The 381-nt window shown below is 38.3% G+C and carries 1 pseudogene; it reads left to right on the forward strand.

Annotated features, from left to right (window positions below):
* Positions 1-83: 83 nt before the first annotated feature.
* Positions 84-381: pseudogene (locus HZY83_RS00065) on the forward strand (sulfite reductase); the annotation flags it as partial.

Consider the following 381-nt stretch of genomic DNA (forward strand, 5'->3'; position numbering starts at 1 on the left):
AGATGCAGAAGAATACTTGAAGCAATTGAAACGAGATAAGAGATATCAACGAGACGTGTATTAATAGAAAGGATGGGGGATACATGGCTAGAACAAATAAACAAATTTCAGAAGAACTTGATAAGAATCTTGATGAAATGGAATTTTTAAAAGCCGACAGTGACTTTCTACGTGGAACAATCGAACAAGGGCTTGCCGATCCAATTACGGGCTCAATTTCACAAGATGACGCTAAGCTATTAAAGTTCCACGGAAGTTACATGCAAGACGATAGAGATTTAAGAGATGAACGTCGTAAACAAAAATTAGAATCAGCATATAGTTTTATGATACGTGTTCGTGTACCAGGGGGGAAAGCGACACCAGAGCAATGGATTGCTA

The organism is Gemella sp. GH3 (assembly GCF_013415425.1).
Classification (GTDB): domain Bacteria; phylum Bacillota; class Bacilli; order Staphylococcales; family Gemellaceae; genus Gemelliphila.